Raw genomic sequence first — 15,512 nt, forward strand, 5'->3', positions numbered from 1 at the left:
ATTGAATACCACTATTCATACTTCAGGGGTAGTGAATAGGATGTCAACGGCCCGGGGGAGCCGTTACGGGTCCGAAACACGGTGATGGTGGGGCACTATGCAGGTGGAACGACTCGACGGTCGCAGTCTGTCGGTGGCCGCGCTGCTGGCCGTGGCGGCCGGCCGGTCCGGGGTCGAGGCCGATCCGGCCGCGCTGCGCCGGGTCGAGGGACGGCATGCGCGTCTGCAGCAAGCACGGGCGCATGGCGCAGTCTATGGGGCCAACACGGGTGTCGGCGCCAATCGGCACGAACGCGCGGCCGAGGACGAAGAGCGCGGCTTGCGCCTTCTGCGCAGCCACTGCGCGGCCGTCGGGCCCCTGGAGGACGACGTCACGGCGCGGGCGATGATGGCCGTCCGGCTCAACCAGATCCTGGCCGGCGGCTCGGGCGTGTCCCGCCGGGTCGCGGAGGCGCTGGCCGAGGCGCTGCACGACGGGGCGGTGCCGGCGATCCACTCGTGGGGCGCCATCGGCACCGGCGACCTGGCCGCGCTGGCCGAGCTCAGCCTCACGCTGGCCGGGGAGCGGCCCTGGCGCGACGGCAAAGGGCCGGTCACCACGTTCGGCGCCACCGATGCGCTGCCGATGATCAGTTCCAGCGCGCTGACCGTGGCCACGGCGGCGCTCGCGCTCGACCGGGTGCAGAGCCAGTTGCGCGCCTCCATCGTCGTGGCCGCGCTCAGCTTCCTCGCCCTGCGGGGCAACCCCGAGGCGTACGACGTGACCGTGCACCGCAACCGCGCCCACCCGGGCCAGGTCGAGGTGGCCCGGCTGCTCAGCCGCCTGGTCGCCGGCGGGGTGGCCCCGGTGCGCATCCAGGACCCGTTCGGTCTGCGGGTGCTGCCCCAGGTCACCGCGCCCGCCATCCACGCCGCCCGCACCCTGGACGACGCGGTCACCGCCGAGATCAACGCGGCCGTGGAGAACCCCCTGGTCACCCCCGACGGCGTACGCCACCACGGGCAGTTCCACACGGCCACGCTCGCGTCCCAGCTGGATGCGGCGCGTGGCGCCTTCCTGCCCGTGCTCTCGCTCTCGACGGCCCGGCTCGGGTTGCTCATGCGACCCGACCTGACCGGCCTGCGGGCGTTCCTGGCCGCCGGACCGGCCGGCAGCTCGGGCCTGATGATCAGCGAGTACGTCGTCCAGGACCTGCTCACCGAGCTCCGCGTCGGCATGACCCCGACCGCGGCCGGCACGCTCAGCATCTCGCTCGGCCTGGAGGAGCACGCCAGCTTCGCCACTCAGGGCGCCCGCTCGCTGCGCAACATGACCCAGCTCGCGCCGACCCTGCTGGCGGCCGAACTGCTGGCCGCCGTGCGGGCGCTGCGGATGGCCCCGGGCCGGTTGACGGCCGGGCCGCTGCGGGACGCCTTCGAGATGGCGTCCGAGGCGATCGACCCGTCGGAGGAGGACCGGCCGCTGGGCGGCGACCTGGAACGAGCGGCCGACCTGCTGCCCCGGCTGGGGGCGGTGCTCGACTACTCGTCGATGGGCCTGAGCTCGTCGGCGTAGCTGACCGCCTTGCGGCGCAGCACGCCCGAGCGGCTGATCGAGTACTGGCCCATCCGCCACAGCGGCGGCGAGTACGCGTGGATCGTGACCGAGCCGTCGACCGCCCCGCCCATCCGGTGGATGTGATCGGGCCCGAACGCGAACGTGCGTCCCGCCTCGACGACGCGGGTCACCGGCTCGCCGCCCATCCGCGGGGTGGCCTCGGTGACCGCGCCCCGGGTGACCGCGACGGCGCCGGAGGACGTGTCGTGGTCGTGCCAGCCGGTGTCGTCGGCGGTGTTCCAGCAGAGCACCCAGACGTCGATGTCGCTGTCGCGGTAGACCGACGCGTAGTGCCGGCCGCCGGTGTCGTGCCGCACGTGCTCTTGCCACATCTCGGGGTGGGCGGCGAAATCGCTCACCCAGCGCTTCAGTTCCTGCGTGTCCAGCACGCGACCGGGCGGGGCCGGCAACACGGTCATCGGGCGTCTCCTGTTAAAAAGTGGTGCGGGTTGGCGGTGAACAACGCGTGGGTGAAGGCCGGGCCCAGACCAGGGTCGACGGCCTGCGCGTACGGACGGTCGGAGCCCGACACGATCGGGTCGACCCCGACGACGCGGGTCATGGCGTCGACCGCCCGCGTGCCGTACGACGAGGTCTCGTAGAAGACGTTGGGATCGAGCGCACCGAGGCCGCCGCCGCGCGCGGCCAGGCGTTCGTGGTGCAGCGGGGCCAGGCCGGCCAGCGCGACGAAACCGATGCGCAGGGCCGGGTGCTGCCGGCGCCCGGCGACGTGCCAGGCCAGCCAGCTCTGGTGCAGTTGCGACACGTACGGGACCAGGGCCGGCCACCACGACGGCAGGCCGGGGTCGCACGCGGGTGCGGGGCCGGGGTGCACGAGCACGGGCTTGTCGGCCCGCTCGGCCTCGGCCAGCAGCGGGGCGACGTGGGCGATGCCGGCCGGGTCGGCCAGCGCGGTGGCGGGCAGCTGCAGGCCGGCGATCCTGTCCTCGCGCAGGATCTTGGCCAGCCCGTCCGGGTCGAGCTCGGTGACCGGGGCGGCGGCCCAGACGTGGAACGGTTCGCCCAGCTCGAGCGCGCTCTCGTGCCAGATGGTGATCAGCTCGGCGCCGTCGTGGGCGGGCAGGTGCTCGATGCCGAGCGGGCTCGACAGGGAGATCAGCGCGCGCTCGCTCCGCTCGGTGCGACGGCGGAGCTCGATGTCGTGGTGGGCGGGGTCGCACTCGTACGGATCCTCGCCCGGCAGGTGCAGCGTCCAACCGCGCAGGTAGGGGTAGCTCTGGCGGCGGCGGAGGGCCTCGACCAGGCGCGGCGGCCACAGGTGCTGGTGGCAGTCGATCACCATCGGCCCTCCTCACGGCTAGGGAAGCGCTTCACATCCGGGCACAAGTGAAGCGCTTCCCTCCCCACTTTGGCAATGTGTTCCCGGGCACCGGGATGAACTGTCGGCGCCCGCCTTCTCGTTCCCGGCTGTCCCGGGCGGTCGGAGCCGGACCGCGATGGGTGGTCTGGGCCGAAATCCGGCGCGGGCTGTGACTCGGCGCGGGTCGGGAGGTGACGGGTCGGCTGGGTCGGTATGCCGGCGGGTGGGCGAGGTCGGGGCGCGTGGGCGGGCGGTGGGTGAGGCGGCTGCGGGCGTCCGGGCGGGCCGGCCGGTGTTACTGTCGGCCGGTGTCGAGGCAGCCCGGGCGACGGACGCTGCAGGACCTGGCCACCGCGGCGGGCCTGTCGCTGGCGGCCACCTCGTACGCGTTGCGGGGTCTGCGCGGTTCGCCGGCGACCATCCAGCGGGTCCGTGAGCTGGCCGACGAGCTCGGCTACACGGTCGACCCGATCGCCCGCGCCCTGGCCTCCGGCCGGACCGGATGGGTCGGGGTCTCGGGCTCCTTGCGTGACCTCTGGCAACAGGACTTCTCGGTGCTGCTGACCCGGGCCCTGCGCCGCGAGGGCCGGTTCGCGACAATCGCCGACGCCGATGCCGACCCGGAACTCGAACGCCGCATCGTCGAGCAGTTCGCCGCCCAGCGGGTCGACGGCGCGCTGGTCTCGCCGGTCGACCCCACAGCCGACTACTGGCGGCTGCTGGATCCGTCGGTCGCGGTCGTCTCGATCGGCGACGCGCTGATCGGTCGCCCGGGCTCGAGCAGCGTGCTGTTCGACAACGAGTACGGAGTGCGGACAGCATTCGCCCACCTGGCCGAGCTCGGCCATCGGCGGGTCGGCCTGCTCGCACCCGCGCTCCCGTCCACGCCCGGACGCCCGGCCCAGCTGCTGGCCCCGTCGATCGCCGACGCGCTCGGCATCGAGCTGGTCGCCATCGCCGCGCCCGCCGCCACCGCGGACGCCATCGACGTGGTGTCGTCGCTGCTGGCCGCCCGTGACCGCCCGACCGGCGTGTTCTGCCTGAGCGACTCGCTGGCGTTCGCCGTCTACCGGGCCGCCCGCGACGCCGGCCTACGCATACCCGACGACCTCTCGGTGATCGGCTACGACGACCACCAGCTCGCCGTCCTGGTCGAACCGGGCCTCACCACCATGGCCTGGGACGAGGACGCCATCGTGACCGCCGCCGTCGAACAGCTCGACTCACCCGGCGGCGCCCCCCTGTTCCGCCCCGACCTGGTAGTCCGCGGCTCCACTTGCGCCCTCCGCTGAGCACTTCACCCGGCGCCTACCAGGCCCCCGTGCTCGCGCCGCGGGCGGTGAAGGGCGCGGGCGGTGAAGGGCGCGGGCGGCGAGCGGGCGGCTGGCGGCGAGCGCTCACCCGGCTGCTGCTGGCCGACCCGGAGCTCGCCGTCCTCGACGAGGCGACCGCCGAGGCCGGATCCACCCAGGCGGGTCCGCTCGATCGGGCCTCCCGGGCCGCTCTGGCCGGCCGCACCGGGCTGGTCATCGCCCATCGCCTGTCCCAGGCGGCCGAGTGCGACCGCATCGTCGTCATGGACCACGGCCGGATCGTCGAGACCGGTACGCACGACGAACTGGTCGGGTCGGGCGGCACCTACGCCGAGCTGTGGAAGGCGTTCAGCCGGCGGGCAGATGGTTGACGATGTGGTCGAGGTCGCGGCCGAACGGACGGTCGGCGGTGCCCGGCGGCAGGCCGGCGTCGAGCTCGTCCAGCGCCGCGCCGGACGGCGCGCCGAGGCGCCGGGCCTGAACGACGGCCAGCAGTTCGCAGGCGAGCACGTCACGCAGGCCGGTGAGCACCTCGTCCAGGCACTCGGCGGCCTCGAAGCCGAAGCTCTGCACGTCCTCCTGGCCCAGCGAGGTCTCGACGGCGCCGGTCAGCGCCGGGATCGCGAAGCGCCGCAACCGGTGGGTCACCCCGGCCGCTCGCTTGTGGACAGCGGCCATCCCCACGTGCAGGCCGGGGGAGTGAGAGAGCTGCGGGGCCAGACCGGTGACCCGGGCGTCGAGCAGGCGGTGCAGGCGGGCCGCGCCCACCTCGGCCAGGTGCACGAGGACCGTGGTCAACGCGCCCAGCGCGGCGGTGATCTCGGTGCCGGCGAAGCCGAACGTGCCCACGAACTCGCCGTCGAGATGGGCCGGGGAGTCGGTCACCGCGTTCAGGGAACGGTCGATCGCCGCGTCCAGGGTGTCGACCGCCCGCAGCGCGACGGCCAGGGCCGGTGCGGTGACCCGGAACGACACGGGCGCCTGCAACGCGCCCGGCTCGCCACCGTCGCGGCCGTCCCGCAGGCTTTCCAGTACGGCCCGCAGCTCCGCGCTGTCGGCCAGCGCCGGGTGCAGGGGGTCGAGGCTGGCCCGGATCGCGGTGTGCGAGGCGGCCGCGCCCACGACGACCTGGTGGATCAGCGCCCGGGCGTCGGCGCTGCCGAGCACGGCCAGCCCGGTCAGGCCCGGGACGCCCTCCAGGAACGCGACGCCCTCCTTGGGGCCGAACGAGTAGGGGGCCGGCTCGGGCCCGGCGAGCAGCTGCCCCCGGCCGAGCAGGGCCGAGCCGGCGTGGGCGAGCGGGATGATCTCGCCCGCCGCGCCGCTGCCCCGGGCCGGGACGGCCGGCACGACGTCCGCGTTGAGCAGGTCGGCCAGGGCCAGGCAGAGCTCGGGCGAGACGCCGGCGGCCGGGTCCAGGAACGAGCGCAGACGCGCGGCCAGCAGCGCCCGGGCCTGGTCGCGCCGCAGCCAGGGGGCGGAGCCGACTGCTCGTCCGACCATGAGGTTGTCCTGGTGGCGGCGCTGGGCCTCGGCGTCGAGGCGGAGGCCCGACATCGCGCCCATGCCGGTGTTCACCCCGTACACGATCTTGCCGTCGAGGTCGGCCAGCGTGGCCCGGCGACTCTCGGCCAGGGAGTCGACCAGACCTTCGGCCAGTTCGAGGTGGCAGCCGGCCCGGGCGACGGCGGCGATGACCGTACGGTCGAGGTCTTCGCGTTGCTGCAGCAGAACCTTCATCGGTAGCGCAGCATCGTGCCCACGTCGGCGGCCTCGGCGCGGGTCAGGATCAGGTGGGCCAGGGCCACGTCGAGGATCGACAGGCCGCGGTGCCAGAACAGGATGCGCTCTTCGTCGCGCTCGCGGCCCGGCTTCTGCCCGCTGACGACCTCGCCGATCTGCGCGTACAGGCTGTCCTCGCTCAGCCGCCCGGTATCGACGTGCGCGCGCAGGCTGCCGAAGCGCCCCGACCGGGACTCGCGCCAGTCGTCGACGACCACCTTGTCCATCACGTCGAGCAGGTCGAGTTCCACCGCACTGATCGTGCCGTAGGGAACGACGAACGCGCCGGGCTTCACGGCCGCCGTACGCAATAGCGGTTCGGGTCTTTCCAGCCGGGACGCCTCGACCAGGATGTCGGCGCCGTCGAACACCTCGTCGGCGGTCGCCACCGCGCGCACCGGCGTATCGGTGACCTCGCGCAGCCGGGCCGCGAAGGCCTCGCGCGACTCGGGCCGGCGGCTGGTGACCCGGATCTCCTCGAGCGGGAACAGGCTGTCGAGCATGGTGACGTTGGCGAACGCCGTGCCCCGCGCGCCGACGTGCCCGAGGACCTTCGAATCCTTCCGGGCCAGATACTTCGCGCCCACGGCGGTCATGGCGCCCGTGCGCACCTCGGTGATCAGCGTCGCGTCCATGATTGCCAGCGGCACGCCGTTGGTCGGATCGAAAACGGTCATCAGCGCGAGCTCGCTGGGCAGGCCCTGCTGGTAGTTCGGCACGAAGTCGCCGACCACCTTGACCCCGCTCAGCCCCCGCTCGCCCAGGCTGTCGACGTGGCCCCGCAGCACGTTGAAGTGGCCCGTGCCCCCGTTGTTGGGGACGAGATGCGTACGGGGTTCGAACACGGTCTCGCCGCGGCCGTGCGCGGCCACCACGTCCTCGACGGCGCCGATCACGTCGGCCGCGCCCAGGTTCAGGGCGTCGATGTCGGCGCCGTTGAGAAACCGGAGCCAGATCTCCTGAATCATGTCATGCACCATATAGCCTTGGTGTTTCAGCGTATTCAGGTTCTCTCTAGGCGGTGTTGTGACGTTTCGCGCCGAGGACTGGTTGCTCGACCTCGCGCAGCGCAACCGCCTGTCGCCCAGCCAGCGCCAGATCGTGCAGCGGATGCTCGGCATGTTCCCCGAGGTGGCGTTCCTGTCCACCATCGAGATCGCCGAGCGGGCCGGGGTCAGCCAGCCCACTGTCACGCGCCTGGCCACCGCGCTCGGCTTCGCCGGTTACCCCGAATTCCGTACGGCGATGCGGGAAGTGGTTCTGTCGGCGCCGGTCGCCCCGCGGCAGGGGGCCGTCGACTCGGTCGGGCAAGAGATCGACAACGTCACGGGCCTGCGGCGTGAGCTCGGCGGGGAGGCGATGGCCACGGCCGTACGCCTGCTCGCCGCGACCTCCCCGCTCGGCGTGATCGGCCTGCGGGCCTCGGCCGCGCTGGCCGACTACTTCGGCTACTTCGCGCGCCGGGCCCTGCCCGCCGTGTCCGTGCACACCGACGCCGGCACCCTCGACGACGCCGTGCTGCAGTTGCACGAGCAGGGGGCGAGCGCGGTGCTGGTGTTCGCCATGCCGCGCTACCCGGCCGCCACCGTCGCCGCCATCGGCCTGGCCCGGCAGCTCGGACTGGCCACGGTGGTCGTGGCCGACAGCCCGCTGGTCCCGTTCGCCGACGACGCCGACGCGCTGCTGGTGGCCCCCGTCGGCACCGGCCTCGTCTTCGACTCGCACGCGGCGGTCGTGGTGCTCGCGGTCAGCCTGCTCGACGCGATCGCCGGCACCGACCCGCAGCGCACCCAGCAGCGGCTCGAGGCCCACGAGTCGCTCATCGACCGGTGGGCCCTGTGACTGCTACTCGCACTTCTCGCCCGGACCCCAGTCCCGCCAGACCAGCTTGAACCCGTCGCCCTGGTGCTCGTAGCGGTAGAAGAGCTTCAGGTCGGGGCAGGCCCGGGTGCCCTTCGGGCTGGTGCCGTACGCCTTGACCCCGATCATGCCGGCGTTGATGCTCAGCCCGGTCACGACCGGCTCGTCCTCCTTGTGCCGCTCGGTCAGCAGCGGCTGCCCGATCCGCTTCGGACGCACCGGGTCGGACGCCCCGTCGAACACCTCGATCGTCGACGGCCAGTACGAGGTCGACGCCTCACAGGTGCGCGCGACGATCGTGTCGGCCCGGCCGTCGCCGGTGACGTCACCCTCGAGGACCTGCTGGATCTCGACCTTCTGCCCCTTGTTCGGGCACGCCTCGACGAGCCGGGCCCAGGCCGGTCTCGCCTCTTCCGTCTCCTTCGGCGGCGGCGGCGCCGTCGTCGTCGTCTTCTTGACAGGCGCCGGCTTGGTCGTGGTGGGAGCGGCCGCGCCGGCTCCACCGGTGGCCGGGTTCCGGCCGATGCCGCTGTCGGCACTGGCCGTCGTCCTCGGCGCCGCGTTGTCGTTGGTGCTGCCGGCCTGCGCGCATCCCGCCGTGGCCAGGACGGCGACCGCCGCCAGCAGTACTGATCCCCGTGTGACATCCATGCCGGTCACGCTACGGAGAGCCGCGGGAACTCTGATCCCCCCTTCATGCCACCCCGTCCGGGATCGGCTGGGCGGTGGATGCTGCGGCGGCGGAAGGGTCTTATGGTGATCGCGTGAGTGAACAGCCGGTGACCACTGGCGGTTCGGCCGGCGTGGTCGAGGTGCGCACGGCGGACGACGGCAGTGTGATCATCCTGCTGCGCGGCGGCGTCGGCCCGGAGTGCGCGGTCGAGCTGCGCCAGCTGGTCGTGCGCACGGTCCGGCGGGTCCGGCCGTTGCGGCTGGTCGTCGATCTGACCGAGGTCGTCACGCTCGACCCGATCAACGTGGGCACGCTGATCGCGGCCTGCCTGCTCGGCGAGGACCACGCGGTGGCCGTCTTCCTGGTCAACCCGGGCCCCGAACTCGCCTCGCGCCTGGCCCTGGCCGGCGTGCCCGAGGGGTCGGTCATCCGAGGCTGACCAGGGACGGGCTGACAGCCTGATCAGTGGCCGCGGAACGCCTCCTCCAGCCACCAGGACGGGCGGCCGGCGGCGACCTTGGCGTCGACCAGCATCGGGACCTCGCGCGGGCCGGCCAGCCAGGCGGCGACCGGGGCCAGATCGGCCGGATGGCGTACGGTCACGGCCTCGCAGCCATAACCGCGGGCGATCGCGGCCAGGTCGGTCTCGGGGAACGTAACCGTGGCCAAGGGGTGGCCGTGCGGCCCGAAGTGGTGCACCTCGGCCCCGTACGCCTCATCGTTGTAGATCACGATCAGCAGGCCCAGGCCGAGGCGGCGCACCGTTTCCAGCTCGGCGATGCTCATCAGGAAGCCGCCGTCGCCGCAGGCCGCCACGGGCACGCGGCCGGGTGCGGCCAGGGCGGCGCCGAGCGCGCTGGCCAGGCCCAGGCCGATCGACTGGAACGCCTGGGTGAAGCAGAAGCCGCGCTGATCCGGAACGGACAGGTACGTCGACGGGTAGCCCATGAAGTTGCCGGAGTCGACGGCCACGACGCGTTCGCGCGGGATCAGGTCGTCGAGCGCGATGCTCAACGTCCGCGGGTCGATGTGGGTGGCGTCGCCGTCGTCGTCGTACGACACGTCGCGCCACCGGCCCTCGGCGACGATCCGCTCCAGGACATCGGCGGTGCGGTAACCGGCCCTCTCTCCCGGCACCGACGGAAACCGCGATTCCGGCGGCTCCACACCCGCCGTGGCGTTCAGCAGGGCCTGGGCCGTGGCGGCGACATCGCCGGTGACGCCCAGGGTGACTGCATGGTGGGTGCCCGGCTCGAGGTCGACCTGCACGACCGTCGCCCTTTCGAGCAGCCGACCGTGCCGGGTGGTCCACATGTTCAGCGATGCGCCCCACGCCACCACGACGTCGGCGGCTCCGATCAGATCGGCCGCCAGCGGGGTGGCGAAACCGCCCGACACGTCCAGGCTCCACGGGTTTCCCGCGAACAACCCGCGGGCCACGGCTGAGGTGGCGAGCAGCGCCCCGTAGGCGGCGGCCAGCGCCTCCAGCGGCGCACGCGCGTCGAGGGCGCCCCGGCCCGCGATGAACACCGGCCGTTCCGCGCCGGCCAACAGGTCGCGCAGCTCGCCGACGGCCTCGTCGGACGCGCGGGGTGGCGAGATCCGGACAGGCTCCGGCGGGGCGGTCAACTCGGCGGGCGTGGCCTGCACGTCCAGGGGCAGGTTGAGGACGACGGTTCGGCGCTCGTCGGCCGCCACGCGCCAGGCTCGTACGGTGTCGGCAACGGCGGTGGCCGCGCTGCGCACCCGCTCGCTCGACGCCCCCACGGCCACAGCCAGCGCGTCCTGGTCGACCCGGAAGTTCGACCGCAGGGCCGAGGCAGCCGGCTCGGCGGCCAGAACAATCATCGGCGTACGGCTCTTGGCCGCCTCGGCCAGCCCGGTCATCGCGTTCGTGAGGCCACACCCCTGATGCACGCTGACCAGCCCGACCTGCCCCGACACCCGGGCGAAGGCGTCGGCCGCGGTGGCCGCCCCGCCCTCGTGCCGGGTCGCCACGAACCGGACGCCGTGCGCGACCAGCGCGTTGGTCACGTGGAAGTTGCCGCTGCCGACCACCCCGAACACGTGCGTCGCGCCGAGCCCGGCCAGGGTGGCCCCGACGACCTCGGCGACGTTCACCGTTCGACCAGGGCCAGCACCCGCGTCGGACTGCCCGAGCCGCCCACGATGGGCAGCGGCGCGGCGATCACGACAGCGCCGGTGGGCGGGAGGACGGCCAGATTCTGCAGCTGGGTCAGGCCGTACTTGCCCGCCCCGAGCACGTACGAATGGCAGGGGAACGCCGGGTCGAACCCGAACGCCTGCCCCGCATCGGTGCCGACCGTCTCGACCCCGACGCCGATGACCGGCGCCTCCTCGGCCAGCCACTTGGCACACTCGACCGAGATGCCCGGCGTGTGCGGCCCGGTGTCGTTCGCGTTGAGATAGTCGGCCTGGCCGGCGGAACGGGCGTCCCACCCCGTACGCACCAGAAGCCACCCACCGGCCGGAAGCGCCCCGTGCGTGGCCTCCCAGGCCCGGACATCGGCGATCTCGAGCAAAAAGTCGTGGTCGTCGGCCACCCGCTCCGACACGTCGATGACCGCCGCCGGCGCGACCAGTTCCATGGGCGGGATCTGCGAGACGTCCCGGCCGTCCTTGGCAGTCACCCAATGCACCGGCGCATCGAGGTGCGTGCCGGTGTGCTCCCCCGTGTGAATGTTGTTCCAGTACCAGGCCGGCCCCCGGTCGTCGTACCGGCTGATCTCCTCCAGACCAAACGGGATCGTGTTCGCGAACGGCGGCGGCAACTGCAGAATCGGCGTCTCACTGGACAACGGCGCAGTCAGGTCCACAACCTCCACCGACCCGGTCCGCACCGCGTCCACCAGCTGACTGAGAATGCCCACGACTGCTCCGCCCTGTGATCACCGCCACGACGCGAGCAGACTACGACGCTCACTGGCCGGCTGGGTAGGGCGTCGCGGCCAGGGCGTGGGCCAGGTGGGCGGCGTTGGCGGCGAGGTCCTTGACCGAGGCGCCGGTGGTGTCGGGCTTGGGGCCGGCGTCTTTGTAGTCGACTTTGCCCAGGGCCTCGCCGACCCAGTAGGCGGAGCCGGCGGCGGGGATGGTGAAGCCGACGTCGTTGAGGGCCTGGATGACCTCGGCGACGGTGTGGTGGGCGCCGTCCTCGTTGCCGACGACGCCGACTGCGGCGACCTTGTCGTACATGGAGGGGCGGCCGCGGGCGTCGGTCTCCGACAGTTCGGCGTCGAGGCGTTCCAGCACCATTTTGGCCACGCTGGAAGGCTGGCCCAGCCAGATGGGGGTGGCGATGACCAGGATCTGGGCGGCCAGGATCTTTTCCCGGACGGCGGGCCAGCCGTCGCCGTCGCCCTCGTCGGTGCTCACGCCGAACTTGATGTTCTGGTCGGCCACGCGGATCAGGTCGCCGTCCACGTCGTGGTCGGCCAGGGCGTCGAGGATCTGGCGGCCCAGCAGGTCGCTGCTCGATTCCTGCGGGCCCGACTTGAGGGAACAGCCCAGCACCAGGGCACGCAACGTTGTCATGGTCCGGTGCGTGCCCGGTGCGGGGGCGATCAAACTCCCTGCAGGGCCTCGGTGGGCAGCAACCGGGCCGCGCGCATGGCCGGGTAGAGGCCGGCCACCACCCCGATGACCAGGGCGCCGGCCAGGCCTGCGACGACGGTCCAAGCCGGTACGACCGGGGGCCAGCCCTGGTACCACGCGTACCCCGCCGTCGCCGCCAGGCCGGCGGCCGCGCCGGTGATGCCGCCCAGCAGGGACAGGATTGTCGATTCGGTGAGGAACTGCAGGCGGATGTGGCTGCGGTGCGCGCCCAGGGCCCGGCGCAGGCCGATCTCGCGGCGGCGTTCCAGCACGGCGACGATCATCGTGTTGGCCACGCCGACACCGCCGACGAGCAGGGACACCCCGGCCAGGGCCAGCAGCAGGGAGCCGAACGTCTCGGCGGCCGCCCGCTTGGCTGTGAGGGCGTCCGAGGGGCGGCTGACCTGCACCAGTCCGGGCAACGCGGGGTTGATGGTGGCGGGCAGGACCGCGCGCACGTCCTCCAGGGCGCGCTCCTGGCAGCGTACGTAAAGCACTGTGGGGTGGCCGTCGAAGGCGAGCAGGCTGCGCGCGGCGGCCCAGCCGACGATCACCGACTGGTCGAGGTCGGGGGCCAGCGGCACCGGCTCGAGCGTGCCGATCACGGTGAACCAGCGGTTGCCGATGCTCACCTGCGGGGGTGAGCCCAGGCGGGCGGCGGCCTCGGCGCCCAGTACGACCGTCGGGAACGCCGCGGTCGAGGCCGTGAGGAAGCTGCCGCGGGCGACCTGGCCGTTGACCGCGGCCAGCAGGTCGGTGCGGCCGGCCAGCACCGTGAGGCCCGAGCCGTCGAACGGGTCGACCAGATCCGAGCGGCGCACCACGGCGTGCACGTTGGCCACCGCGCTGACCTCGGTCACGGGAGCCACCCGGGCGACCATGTCGACCGACTCGGCCGGCAGCGGCGACGGTTGACCGCCGGCCGAGACGGGGGCGGCCCGCAGCATGTTGCTGCCCAGGGCGGCCAGGCGGTCGTCGAGCGCCTTCTGGCTGGCGGCCGGGATGCCGGTGACGACGATCATCGTGGCCACGCCGATGGCGATGCCCAGCGCGGACATGGCGGCCCGGGCCTTGCGGGCGCGCACCCCCTGCAGGCCCAGGTCGAGCAGGTCGAGGATCACCGAATCACCCGGCCGTCGTGCATGACCACCTGGCGGGGGAGGCGGGCCGCGATGTCGCGGTCGTGGGTGATCACCACGATGGTCGCGCCCTCGGCGTTGAGCGTGGTCAGCAGGGCGAGCACGGCCTCGCCGTTGGCCGAGTCGAGCGCGCCGGTGGGCTCGTCGGCCAGCACCAGGTCGGGCGAGCCGGCCAGGGCACGGGCGATGGCCACCCGCTGTTTCTCGCCGCCGGAGAGCTGGTGCGGGCGGTGGCCGAGCCGGTGGGTGAGGCCGACCCGGTCCAGGGCCTGGGTCGCGAGCTCCCGCCGGCGGCGGCGCGGCACACCGGCGTACAGCAGACCGGTCTGGACGTTCTCGACCGCGGTGAGCGTGTCGGCCAGGTGGAACTGCTGGAAGACGAACCCGAGGCGGCGGGCCCGCAGCGTGGAGAGAGCGCCGTCTTTGTACGTCGTCACATCGTCGCCGCCGAGGCGGATCGTGCCGGTCGTCGGACGGTCGAGCGTGCCCATGACGTTGAGCAGCGTCGATTTGCCGGAGCCGGACGGGCCGACCACTCCCACCAGTTCGCCGCGGCTGATCGTCAATGTGACGTCGTCGAGGGCTTTCACGCCGCCGGGGTAGACCCGGCTGACCCCGGCGAGATCCAGGACGGCGGTCACGGCGTGGTCACCACGGTCGCGCCTTCGGTCAGCGCGGAACCGCTGACCTCGACCAGACCGCGCGCGAAGACACCGATCTTGGCCGGGACCAGCGAACCGTCGGGGCGTTGCAGGGCATATCCGCCCTCGCGCAGCGCCACCAGCGCGCCGACCGGGACGGCCAGCACGTTCCGGCGGGTGATCGTGGTCAGCCGCACCTGGACCGGGGCCGCGTCGTGATCGGCCTTCGCGGGCTTCACGACCACGGTCACTTCGGGTGGCGCGCCGTCCTGGGACTCACTCACCGTACGGCTGACGGCGGTGACACTGCCGGCCACCGACTTCCCGTCGGGCATCACGACAGTCACCTTCGTTCCCGTACGCACCGTGCCGGCTTCGGTCGGGCTCATGGGCACGGTGACGACCTTGGTCGTGCTTGTCATCGTCAGCACCGGCTCGGCCGCCGGATCGCCCAGCGCGGCGGTCACTGTGTCGACCCGCCCCGGGCCGTCGACGACGACCACCTGACCCGGTCGCAGGACGCCCGGCGTGGGCAGATCGAGGTGCTTCTGCCAGCGCTTCAGCGCGTCGAGCAACGGCTGATCGACTTCGGACGAATCGCGGGCCCAGGTGCGGTAACCGAGCGCGTTCAGGTTCCGCCGCAGCTGGCGGACGTCGCTGCCGGTCAGCCCGACCTTGTCGATCGCCCGGAACATCGGCGTGCTGCCGTAGAACACGACCACCGGCTGGTCGTCGACGCGGAACAGCTTCTTTCCCCGCGTCACCGACGTGCCGGCCGCGGGGAGCTTGGTGATCACCCCGTCGCCCGCGCCCTTGAGCGTGCGCGCCGAGCCGAACCCGAGCGTGCCCGGCAGCAGTCGCGCGTCGGTCAGGTCGACCCGTTCGATCTGTGTTGTGGCCAGGACCGGCTCGACCTCGGACGAGGCCGGCGCCGGCCGGTGGCGCACCACGGCGTACGCCCCGCCGCCGACCAGCAGCACCGCCGCCACGACCGGGGCGACGACCCTACTTCTTCCCACCGAACGCCTCCAGCAGGCAGGACTTCTCCAGCTCGTCCTGGTTGGCGGGGATCGGGTGGTCGCCGTCGTCGTACGTCCACGAACCCGGCTCGGTCGCGTGCACCATGAGCCCGTGCGCGCGCAGGCACCGCACGTTGTCGTTCCACTGGGCGGCGTACTGCGGGTTGATCTGGTCGTCCAGCTCCGGCGGCTGCAACGGCAGCTTTCCCTTGCAGGCCACGTACGCCGACTTGGGCTCGCCGCTCTGGTCGAGGCGCCGCCCCGGCCCGGCCGGTCCCGGCTGGTCGACCGGGTTGACCTTGACCCCATTGGCGACCAGGCAGTCGTCGTACGCGGTCCAGAAGCGCTGGGCCTCCTCGTCGCTGGTGTCGAGTCGCAGCTGAGGGCGGCCCGCATCAGCGGCGGGCGCGCCGGCGACCGGAGGCGCGCTCGCCAGCGTGGCAACTTGATCTTGCTCGACCGGCGTGGAACAGGCCCCGAGCAGCACGACGGCGAGCAGAAGGTATCGAGACATGGCCGGGACTCTGGCCGCCACTTGTCAGAGACCTGTTGTGA

General features: G+C 72.8%; 17 protein-coding genes. 5 read left to right on the forward strand and 12 right to left on the reverse strand.

Annotated features, from left to right (window positions below; all coding sequences use genetic code 11):
* The first annotated feature begins 97 nt into the window (after positions 1 to 97).
* Positions 98 to 1,555, forward strand: a complete 1,458-nt coding sequence (locus M1L60_RS26470) for an aromatic amino acid lyase (protein ID WP_253240228.1) — start codon at positions 98 to 100, stop codon at positions 1,553 to 1,555.
* On the opposite strand, the gene M1L60_RS26475 is transcribed toward M1L60_RS26470, so the two are convergent.
* Positions 1,522 to 2,016, reverse strand: a complete 495-nt coding sequence (locus M1L60_RS26475) for a cysteine dioxygenase (RefSeq protein WP_253240229.1) — start codon at positions 2,014 to 2,016, stop codon at positions 1,522 to 1,524. The two genes, M1L60_RS26470 and M1L60_RS26475, sit on opposite strands and share 34 nt — an antisense overlap.
* Positions 2,013 to 2,900: an amidohydrolase family protein gene (locus M1L60_RS26480; RefSeq protein ID WP_253240230.1), complete on the reverse strand. Its 888-nt coding sequence runs from the start codon at positions 2,898 to 2,900 to the stop codon at positions 2,013 to 2,015. Before M1L60_RS26480 ends, M1L60_RS26475 begins: the two co-directional genes overlap by 4 nt.
* A 326-nt stretch (positions 2,901 to 3,226) precedes the next feature.
* Here M1L60_RS26480 and M1L60_RS26485 point away from each other — a divergent pair, with 326 nt between their 5' ends.
* Positions 3,227 to 4,210: a LacI family DNA-binding transcriptional regulator gene (locus M1L60_RS26485; protein ID WP_253240231.1), complete on the forward strand. Its 984-nt coding sequence runs from the start codon at positions 3,227 to 3,229 to the stop codon at positions 4,208 to 4,210.
* Between the two features lie 29 nt (positions 4,211 to 4,239).
* Positions 4,240 to 4,602 carry a hypothetical protein gene (locus M1L60_RS26490; RefSeq protein ID WP_438862155.1) on the forward strand — a complete coding sequence of 121 codons (363 nt, stop codon included), beginning with the start codon at positions 4,240 to 4,242 and terminating at the stop codon, positions 4,600 to 4,602.
* Here M1L60_RS26490 and M1L60_RS26495 read toward each other — a convergent pair.
* Both M1L60_RS26495 and M1L60_RS26500 read right to left on the reverse strand, forming a co-directional pair.
* The gene (locus tag M1L60_RS26495; protein ID WP_253240232.1) at positions 4,580 to 5,971 is read right to left on the reverse strand and encodes an aromatic amino acid lyase; all 1,392 of its coding nucleotides are present in this window, start codon (positions 5,969 to 5,971) and stop codon (positions 4,580 to 4,582) included. The two genes, M1L60_RS26490 and M1L60_RS26495, sit on opposite strands and share 23 nt — an antisense overlap.
* Positions 5,968 to 6,981, reverse strand: coding sequence for an ornithine cyclodeaminase family protein (locus M1L60_RS26500; protein ID WP_253240233.1), 1,014 nt, complete (start codon positions 6,979 to 6,981; stop codon positions 5,968 to 5,970). Before M1L60_RS26500 ends, M1L60_RS26495 begins: the two co-directional genes overlap by 4 nt.
* A 58-nt stretch (positions 6,982 to 7,039) precedes the next feature.
* Between M1L60_RS26500 and M1L60_RS26505 the strand changes: the two genes are divergently transcribed.
* The gene (locus M1L60_RS26505) at positions 7,040 to 7,855 is read left to right on the forward strand and encodes a MurR/RpiR family transcriptional regulator (protein ID WP_253240234.1); all 816 of its coding nucleotides are present in this window, start codon (positions 7,040 to 7,042) and stop codon (positions 7,853 to 7,855) included.
* 3 nt (positions 7,856 to 7,858) lie between these two features.
* Here the strand turns inward: M1L60_RS26505 and M1L60_RS26510 are convergent, their stop codons facing one another.
* Positions 7,859 to 8,524 carry a hypothetical protein gene (locus M1L60_RS26510; protein ID WP_253240235.1) on the reverse strand — a complete coding sequence of 222 codons (666 nt, stop codon included), beginning with the start codon at positions 8,522 to 8,524 and terminating at the stop codon, positions 7,859 to 7,861.
* A gap of 113 nt (positions 8,525 to 8,637) precedes the next feature.
* Between M1L60_RS26510 and M1L60_RS26515 the strand changes: the two genes are divergently transcribed.
* On the forward strand, positions 8,638 to 8,985 hold the full coding sequence (locus tag M1L60_RS26515) for an STAS domain-containing protein (protein WP_253240236.1): 348 nt from the start codon (positions 8,638 to 8,640) through the stop codon (positions 8,983 to 8,985).
* 23 nt (positions 8,986 to 9,008) lie between these two features.
* On the opposite strand, the gene M1L60_RS26520 is transcribed toward M1L60_RS26515, so the two are convergent.
* Genes M1L60_RS26520 through M1L60_RS26550 form a run of 7 tightly spaced genes read right to left on the reverse strand, consistent with a single transcriptional unit; the run spans position 9,009 to position 15,471 of the window.
* Positions 9,009 to 10,667, reverse strand: coding sequence for a thiamine pyrophosphate-binding protein (locus M1L60_RS26520; protein ID WP_253240237.1), 1,659 nt, complete (start codon positions 10,665 to 10,667; stop codon positions 9,009 to 9,011).
* Positions 10,664 to 11,437 (reverse strand): cyclase family protein, encoded by a 774-nt coding sequence (locus tag M1L60_RS26525; RefSeq protein WP_253240238.1) that lies wholly within the window; start codon positions 11,435 to 11,437, stop codon positions 10,664 to 10,666. Before M1L60_RS26525 ends, M1L60_RS26520 begins: the two co-directional genes overlap by 4 nt.
* Before the next feature lie 49 nt (positions 11,438 to 11,486).
* Positions 11,487 to 12,098 carry a flavodoxin family protein gene (locus M1L60_RS26530; RefSeq protein WP_253240239.1) on the reverse strand — a complete coding sequence of 204 codons (612 nt, stop codon included), beginning with the start codon at positions 12,096 to 12,098 and terminating at the stop codon, positions 11,487 to 11,489.
* Positions 12,099 to 12,127: 29 nt separating this feature from the next.
* Positions 12,128 to 13,279 carry an ABC transporter permease gene (locus M1L60_RS26535; RefSeq protein ID WP_253240240.1) on the reverse strand — a complete coding sequence of 384 codons (1,152 nt, stop codon included), beginning with the start codon at positions 13,277 to 13,279 and terminating at the stop codon, positions 12,128 to 12,130.
* Positions 13,276 to 13,938, reverse strand: coding sequence for an ABC transporter ATP-binding protein (locus M1L60_RS26540; protein ID WP_253240241.1), 663 nt, complete (start codon positions 13,936 to 13,938; stop codon positions 13,276 to 13,278). The genes M1L60_RS26535 and M1L60_RS26540 overlap by 4 nt, the downstream gene beginning before the upstream one ends.
* Positions 13,935 to 14,957 carry a peptidoglycan-binding domain-containing protein gene (locus M1L60_RS26545; RefSeq protein WP_253240242.1) on the reverse strand — a complete coding sequence of 341 codons (1,023 nt, stop codon included), beginning with the start codon at positions 14,955 to 14,957 and terminating at the stop codon, positions 13,935 to 13,937. The genes M1L60_RS26540 and M1L60_RS26545 overlap by 4 nt, the downstream gene beginning before the upstream one ends.
* A complete protein-coding gene (locus M1L60_RS26550; protein ID WP_253240243.1) occupies positions 14,944 to 15,471 on the reverse strand; it encodes a hypothetical protein in 528 nt (175 codons plus the stop codon). The genes M1L60_RS26545 and M1L60_RS26550 overlap by 14 nt, the downstream gene beginning before the upstream one ends.
* Positions 15,472 to 15,512: the final 41 nt, after the last annotated feature.

Source organism: Paractinoplanes aksuensis (genome assembly GCF_024137025.1).
Classification (GTDB): domain Bacteria; phylum Actinomycetota; class Actinomycetes; order Mycobacteriales; family Micromonosporaceae; genus Actinoplanes; species Actinoplanes aksuensis.

Coding starts and splice junctions, on each gene's coding strand:
- M1L60_RS26495 (WP_253240232.1), bottom strand. CDS start 5,971: ATGAAGGTTCTGCTGCAGCAACGCGAAGACCTCGACCGTACGGTCATC.
- M1L60_RS26550 (WP_253240243.1), bottom strand. CDS start 15,471: ATGTCTCGATACCTTCTGCTCGCCGTCGTGCTGCTCGGGGCCTGTTCC.
- M1L60_RS26530 (WP_253240239.1), bottom strand. CDS start 12,098: ATGACAACGTTGCGTGCCCTGGTGCTGGGCTGTTCCCTCAAGTCGGGC.
- M1L60_RS26470 (WP_253240228.1), top strand. CDS start 98: ATGCAGGTGGAACGACTCGACGGTCGCAGTCTGTCGGTGGCCGCGCTG.
- M1L60_RS26475 (WP_253240229.1), bottom strand. CDS start 2,016: ATGACCGTGTTGCCGGCCCCGCCCGGTCGCGTGCTGGACACGCAGGAA.
- M1L60_RS26500 (WP_253240233.1), bottom strand. CDS start 6,981: ATGATTCAGGAGATCTGGCTCCGGTTTCTCAACGGCGCCGACATCGAC.
- M1L60_RS26510 (WP_253240235.1), bottom strand. CDS start 8,524: ATGGATGTCACACGGGGATCAGTACTGCTGGCGGCGGTCGCCGTCCTG.
- M1L60_RS26480 (WP_253240230.1), bottom strand. CDS start 2,900: ATGGTGATCGACTGCCACCAGCACCTGTGGCCGCCGCGCCTGGTCGAG.